The 6,000-nt window shown below is 70.8% G+C and carries 4 protein-coding genes; 3 read left to right on the top strand and 1 reads right to left on the bottom strand.

All coding sequences use genetic code 11. The features are described 5' to 3' along the window. The coding region (locus tag C1I93_RS02075; RefSeq protein ID WP_146603404.1) for an RICIN domain-containing protein at positions 1–1,024 on the top strand (1,024 nt) is incomplete at its 5' end. Between the two features lie 70 nt (positions 1,025–1,094). Here the strand turns inward: C1I93_RS02075 and C1I93_RS31320 are convergent. Next, positions 1,095–2,261: a glycoside hydrolase family 12 protein gene (locus tag C1I93_RS31320; protein ID WP_181444973.1), complete on the bottom strand. Its 1,167-nt coding sequence runs from the start codon at positions 2,259–2,261 to the stop codon at positions 1,095–1,097. 240 nt (positions 2,262–2,501) lie between these two features. On the opposite strand from C1I93_RS31320, the gene C1I93_RS02065 reads away from it, so the two are divergent. Together C1I93_RS02065 and C1I93_RS02060 are read left to right on the top strand one after the other, a co-directional pair. Next, on the top strand, positions 2,502–4,178 hold the full coding sequence (locus tag C1I93_RS02065) for an ABC transporter transmembrane domain-containing protein (protein ID WP_111241476.1): 1,677 nt from the start codon (positions 2,502–2,504) through the stop codon (positions 4,176–4,178). Then, positions 4,175–5,926 (top strand): ABC transporter ATP-binding protein, encoded by a 1,752-nt coding sequence (locus C1I93_RS02060; RefSeq protein WP_223256169.1) that lies wholly within the window; start codon positions 4,175–4,177, stop codon positions 5,924–5,926. Before C1I93_RS02065 ends, C1I93_RS02060 begins: the two co-directional genes overlap by 4 nt. Positions 5,927–6,000: the final 74 nt, after the last annotated feature.

The following is a 6,000-nucleotide window of genomic DNA, read 5'->3' as shown; positions in this document are numbered from 1 at the left end:
CCCCCGCCCGTACCAGATCAACGAGTACGCCGCCCCCGACGAGCAGAACCCCGGCGACGGCGCGTGGTACATCTCCCGGCTGGAACGCGCCGGCGCGGACGGGCTCCGGGCGAACTGGGCCAGCGCCGGCAACCTGCACAACGACCTGGGCAACCTGCTGGTACGCAACTCGGCCGGGCAGCACCAGCCCAAGGGCGAATGGTGGGTCTACCGTTTCTACGCCTCGCAGACCGGGCAGATCGTCTCGGTCACGCCCAGCCCCTCGTACGACGCCTTCGCCACCAAGACCTCCGGGACGGCGAAGGTGCTGATCGGTGGGGGCCGGACCACCGGCAACCTCACCGTCAACCTGCAACGGCTGGACACCACGAGCGGCATCGTGCAGAACAACCAGGTACGCGTGCTCGTGCAGCGGATCCCGAACAACGGTGGCGGCGCGGTGGCGGGCCCGGTCACCGTCTCGAACAGCGTGGTCGCGGTGAACGGCAACAACGCCACAGTCACCTTGCCGTACATCAACCAGACCGACACGTACACCCTCACCCTGCTGCCGCCCTCCGACGGCGGGTTCCAGTCGGTGGCGGTGGCCCAGCACTCCCAGCAGTGCCTGGACAACACCGACCGCGACACCGCCGACGGCAACGTCCAGCAGCAGTTCCACTGTGTGGGCGGTGACCAGCAGCTCTGGAACTTCCAGCCGGTGACCGGGGTGGCGAACACCTTCAGCGTGGTCAACCAGCAGACCGGCAAGTGTCTGGATGTCAGCGGGGTCTCCACCGCCGACGGTGCGGCGGTGCACCAGTGGGCCTGTCACGGTGGGCAGAACCAGCAGTTCACGCTCCGCAAGGTGACGTACTCGGGCAACGACCCGCACGACTACCAGTTGGTGGCCCGACACAGCAACAAGTGCGTGGACGTCAGCACCATCTCCACCGCCGCGCGGGCCCCTATCCACCAGTGGACCTGCAACCCGACGGGCCAGGGCAGCCCGCTCAACCAGACCTGGCGGCTGTGGGGCCGGTGACCCGAGGCCCTCGATCCGTGGCAGTAGAAGGCGTGTCGGCTCCTTCCACTGCCACGGATCCCGCTGCCGGTCAGCCGATGGTGACCGAGTAGGAGCTGGTGTTCACCTCGCCGCTGCCGGTGAAGATCTCCGGTCCGGCCTGGACACTTGTCAGATACTTCGCACTGCTCATCCAGCCTCGGGAGACCACGTCGTTGGTGAAGTCACGGATGTTGAGCGTCGCGTTCGTGGTGTTGCTGGTCCGCACGTACGAGTAGACGTTCCAGGTGCCGACGTAGCCGCGCCACACCTCCCAGGTGGTGCCGGCGATGGTGACGGTGCCCTGGCGGCTGCCGGCCGGGTAGGCGTTCGAACGGTACAGCCAGATCATCAGCTCGTCGGTGGGGTTCTCCGAGGTCGGGTTGGCCATCGGGTGGAACCACATGTCGTACGCGACGTTCATGTTGCCGCTGCCGGTGACGCTGAACTGCCAGTTGGTGTTGACGCTGCGGTTGGCCGAGACCTGCACCGGCAGCCCGGTGTTCGGCCGTCGCCAGCCCCAGTGCCAGCCGAGGATCGCCGCGGCGTACGACTTGACGGTGCCGGCGCTGCCGCTCCAGGTGTAGCTGGTTCCCCACCGGATCGTGTCGCCGGACCCACCGTTGGTCCAGATGCACTGGCTGCCGGTGGCGCCGGTGGCGCCCCACTGGTTGTTGGGGATCCAGTACTTGCCGATGTCGACCAGGTCGCTGCCGTTGCAGAGTCGACCGCTCGGCGGGTAGTCACCGACCGGCGGCGGGGTGGTCGGCGTCGGCGGCGTCGGCGTGGTGGTCGGGCCGGGGTTGCTGGAGCCGGTGCAGGTCACCCCGTTGAGCGTGAACGAGGTGGGCACCGGGTTGCTGCCACTCCAGGAGCCACTGAAACCGAAGCTCGCGGTGCCGTTGGTGCCGATCGCGCCGTTGTACGCCACGTTTGTCGCGGTGACCTGGGTGCCACTCTGGGTGACTGTGGCGTTCCACCCCTGCGCCACCCGCTGCCCGGCACCGTAGGACCAGGCCAGTCGCCAGGAGGAGACCGGGTCGCCCAGGTTGGTGATTGTCACGTCGGCGTTGAATCCGCCCTGCCACTGGGCGGAGACGGCGTACCGGACGGCGCAGCCGACCGCGGCGGCGTGGGCGACGGCCACACCGGCGGCGGCGGTGACCACGGTGACGGCGGCCGTGCCGGCCAGTAGCGCGAGGCGATGACGTTTCGCCATGTGTCTCTCCTTCGGTTGCGGGACCGCCGACCGAAGCAACGGGACTGTTCGCGCTCACATCGACGCCACGCCCTCATTGATGAGTGTGATTGTGAAGGTACGACACCCCCGGGAGGCAGTCAACGAATCGTCCGACATCAATGCGGTACGACCGTCGGCACCCCGCCACGCCGACGGCGGATGGCACCGATCGGCGGCTATAGGTTAGCCTGCCCTAACTTGCGAGCGTGAGGCGGGCGAATGAGGCAACCCACGGGGCGACTGATCGGCCAGATGTTCTGGCGTCAGCGCCGGGACACCGCCCTGTGCGCCGGGTTCTGGTCGCTGCACCAGGTCTGCGAGGCGCTCGTCCCGGTGGCGATCGGCCTGGTCATCGACCAAGCCGTCGGCACCGGATCGACAGCGGCGATGGCCTGGTCCGTGCTGGGCATCTTCGCGCTGTTCACCGCCCTCACCATGGGCTGGCGGTCGGGCTTCTGGTTCCTGTCCAAGGCGGTGGTGGAGGAGTCGCACCAGCTGCGGATGCAGGTGGTACGGCGGGTCGTCGGTGGTCGAGGGATCCGCACCGGACGCCAGAGCGGTGAACTGCTGTCGATCGCGACCTCCGACACCGAGTCCACCGCCGAACTGCTCGAACTGGGCAGCCGGGGCGTGAGCGCCCTGCTCGGACTGACCGTGTCGGCGATCGTGCTGCTGCGGATCGACTGGTCCCTGGGTCTCGGGCTGGTGCTGGGCGTACCGGTCCTGGTGCTCGGGCTGCACGCGCTCGGACCGGTCGTGGGCCGCCGCACCGCCGCCCAGCAGCAGGCCGTCGGGCGGGCCGCCGCCACCGCGTCCGACCTGTTGAGCGGGCTACGACCGCTACGCGGCGTCGGTGGGGTCGACGAGGCCGCCCGCCGCTACCGTACGGCCAGCCGCACGTCGCTACGCGCCGGCGTGGCCACGGTGAAGGCGGGTGCCGTCTTCACCGGCGCGTCCACCTTCGTCACCGGGCTGCTGATCACCGCCGTGGCCGCCCTGGCCGGCTGGTTCGCCCTCCAGGGACGGATCACGGTCGGGCAGCTCATCACGATCGTCGGGCTGGCCACGTTCATCACCGACCCGGTGCTCAACCTCGCCGACTGCGTCTTCCGGCTGGCGACGGCACGCGCCAGCGCGGCCCGCGTGGCCGAGGTGCTCGCCGCCGAGGAAAACGGCACGTCCGGGACCCGGACGGCCCAGCCGGGCCCGCTGGTCCTGGACTCGGTGCACACGCCCGGCCTGGACGGCGTCGACCTCGCCGTGGCACCAGGCGAGCTGGTCGGCGTCGTCACCGACGAGACCGGCACCGCCGACGGCATCACCGACCTGCTCACCGGCGCGCGCTCGCCCGACCGGGGCGAGGTGACCCTCGCCGGTACGCCGATCCGCGAACTCGATCTCGCCTCGCTGCGCCGGACCGTGCTTGTCGAGCCGCACGGAGTCGACCTGTTCGGGGCGACCCTGCGCGAGGTGTTGCAGACCGGCGACGACCGGGACGACGCCACGCTGCGGGCCGGGCTGACCGCCGCCTCCGTCGACGACCTGCTCACCGACGACGCCGGGTGGGAGCGCGAGCTTGTCGACCATGGGCTCAACCTCTCCGGTGGTCAGCGACAACGGCTCGCCCTCGCCCGCGCGCTCCTGGCCGACCGGCCGGTCACCGTCTTCCGCGACCCCACCACGGCCGTCGACGCCGTCACCGAGCACACCATCGCCGACGGGATCAGCGCCTACCGCGCCGACGAGGGCCGTTCCACCGTGCTGGTCACCACCAGCGCACCGCTGCTCGACAGGTGCGACCGCGTCGTCTTTCTCCGCCACGGCCAGGTGGCGGCCGTCGGCAGTCATCGCGAGCTACTCGCGGACTCCTCGTACCTGGAGGTGGTGTCGCGGTGACAGCGACCACGACGATGCTGCCGGTCGCGACCGGTCGGGTGACGCTCACCGCCTTCTGGGGCGCTCTGCGGCGCTACCCGGTGCTGGCCTGGGCGTCGATCCTGGCGGCGACCGCGGCGAGCGTGGCGGCGGTCGCCGTGCCGATCCTGCTCGGCCGGCTGGTCGACCTGGTGGTGGCCGGTGACACCGTCAGCTCGCTGCTGCTGACCTCGGCCTGGATCCTGGGCGCGGCCCTGGCCGCCGCGGTGCTCACCGGCGCCGCCAACTGGCTGGTCACCGAGTGGGGCATGCGGGCCTGCGCGGACCTGCGCGAGCAGGTGCTGGACCGGGCGTTGCGGATGGACGCGACCCGGCTGGAGAGCGTCGGGGCGGGTGACGTCACCTCCCGGGTCACCGAGGACGTCGAACGGGTGACCGACTCGGTACGGCTGGCGGCCGGCATCTTCACCGCGCTTGTCACAGTCGTCATCACCTTCGCCGGTTTCGCGACGCTCGACTGGCGCATCGCCGCCGCGTTCCTTGTCGTATTCCCGGTGTACGTGCTGAGCCTGCGCCGGTTCGTGCCCCGGGCCAAGCGGCTCTACGCCGACGAGCGGCAGGCTGCCGCGGTCCGCACGCAACGCGTGTTGACCACCTTCACCGGTGCCCGGACGGTGCACGCGTACGGCATGCAGGAGCGCCAGAGTCGCCGGGTCGACGAGGCGTCGCGCGGTGCCGTCGTCGCCCGGCTGCGTGCCGTCCGGGGCTTCCTGTGGTTCGCGAACACGATGAACTACGCGGAGGCGCTCGGACTCACCGCCGTGCTGCTCACCGGCTTCCTGCTGGTCCGCGCGGGCGACAGCAGCATCGGCGACGTCACCGCCGCCGCGCTGCTCTTCCACCGCCTCTTCGGGCCACTCGGCATGCTGCTGATCTCGTTCAACGACATCCAGTCGGCCGGCGCGGCGCTCGCCCGGCTGGTCGGTATCACCGGGCTCGACGTGCCCGTGGCCCGGCCGGCGGACCCGGAGTCCTCGTGGCGGCCGACGGGCATCACCGCCACCTCGGTCGGGCACCACTATCCCGGTGGCCCGCCGGTGGTGCGGGACGTCTCGATCGAGATCGCCGAAGGCGAGTCGTTGGCGATAGTCGGTGCGAGCGGGGCCGGCAAAACGACCCTCGCGGCCATCCTCGGTGGCGTCTTCCCCGCCACCGACGGTGAGGTACGGGTGGGTGGCCGCCCGATCGACGACCTGGATCCGGCCGAGCTGCGCCGTACCGTGGGTGTCGTCACCCAGGAGGTCCATGTCTTCGCCGGGCCCCTCGCCGACGACCTGAGGTTGGCCGCGCCCGAGGCGTCAGACGAGGACCTGCACGCCGCGTTGAAGCTGGTCGGCGCCGCCGACTGGGTCGCCGCGCTGCCCGACGGGCTGGCCACCCGGGTCGGTGACGGCGAGCATCCGCTCACCGCCGGTCAGGCACAACAGTTGGCGCTGGCCCGGATCGCCCTGCTCGACCCGCCGATCGTCGTCCTCGACGAGGCAAGTGCCGAGGCCGGCAGCGCGGGTGCCCGGCAGCTCGAACAGGCAAGCACCGCGCTGATCCAGGGCCGTACGGCCGTCGTGGTCGCGCACCGGCTCAGTCAGGCGCACACCTGCGACCGGATCGCGGTGATGTCCGACGGCCGCATCGTCGAGCTCGGCACCCCCGCCGAGCTGATCGCCGCCAACGGCCGCTACGCCCAACTCCACGCCGCCTGGCGCCACTAACGTTTCCGGCCCCCGGGGGCCGTTTCGCACCGACGTTCGCGGCCCGGACGCCTCTGTGGTGGTGCCGGGGCGGG

The sequence above is a fragment of the Micromonospora endophytica genome (genome assembly GCF_003236305.1).
GTDB lineage: Bacteria > Actinomycetota > Actinomycetes > Mycobacteriales > Micromonosporaceae > Micromonospora > Micromonospora endophytica.
This window is presented reverse-complemented; position numbering and strand designations above follow the sequence as displayed.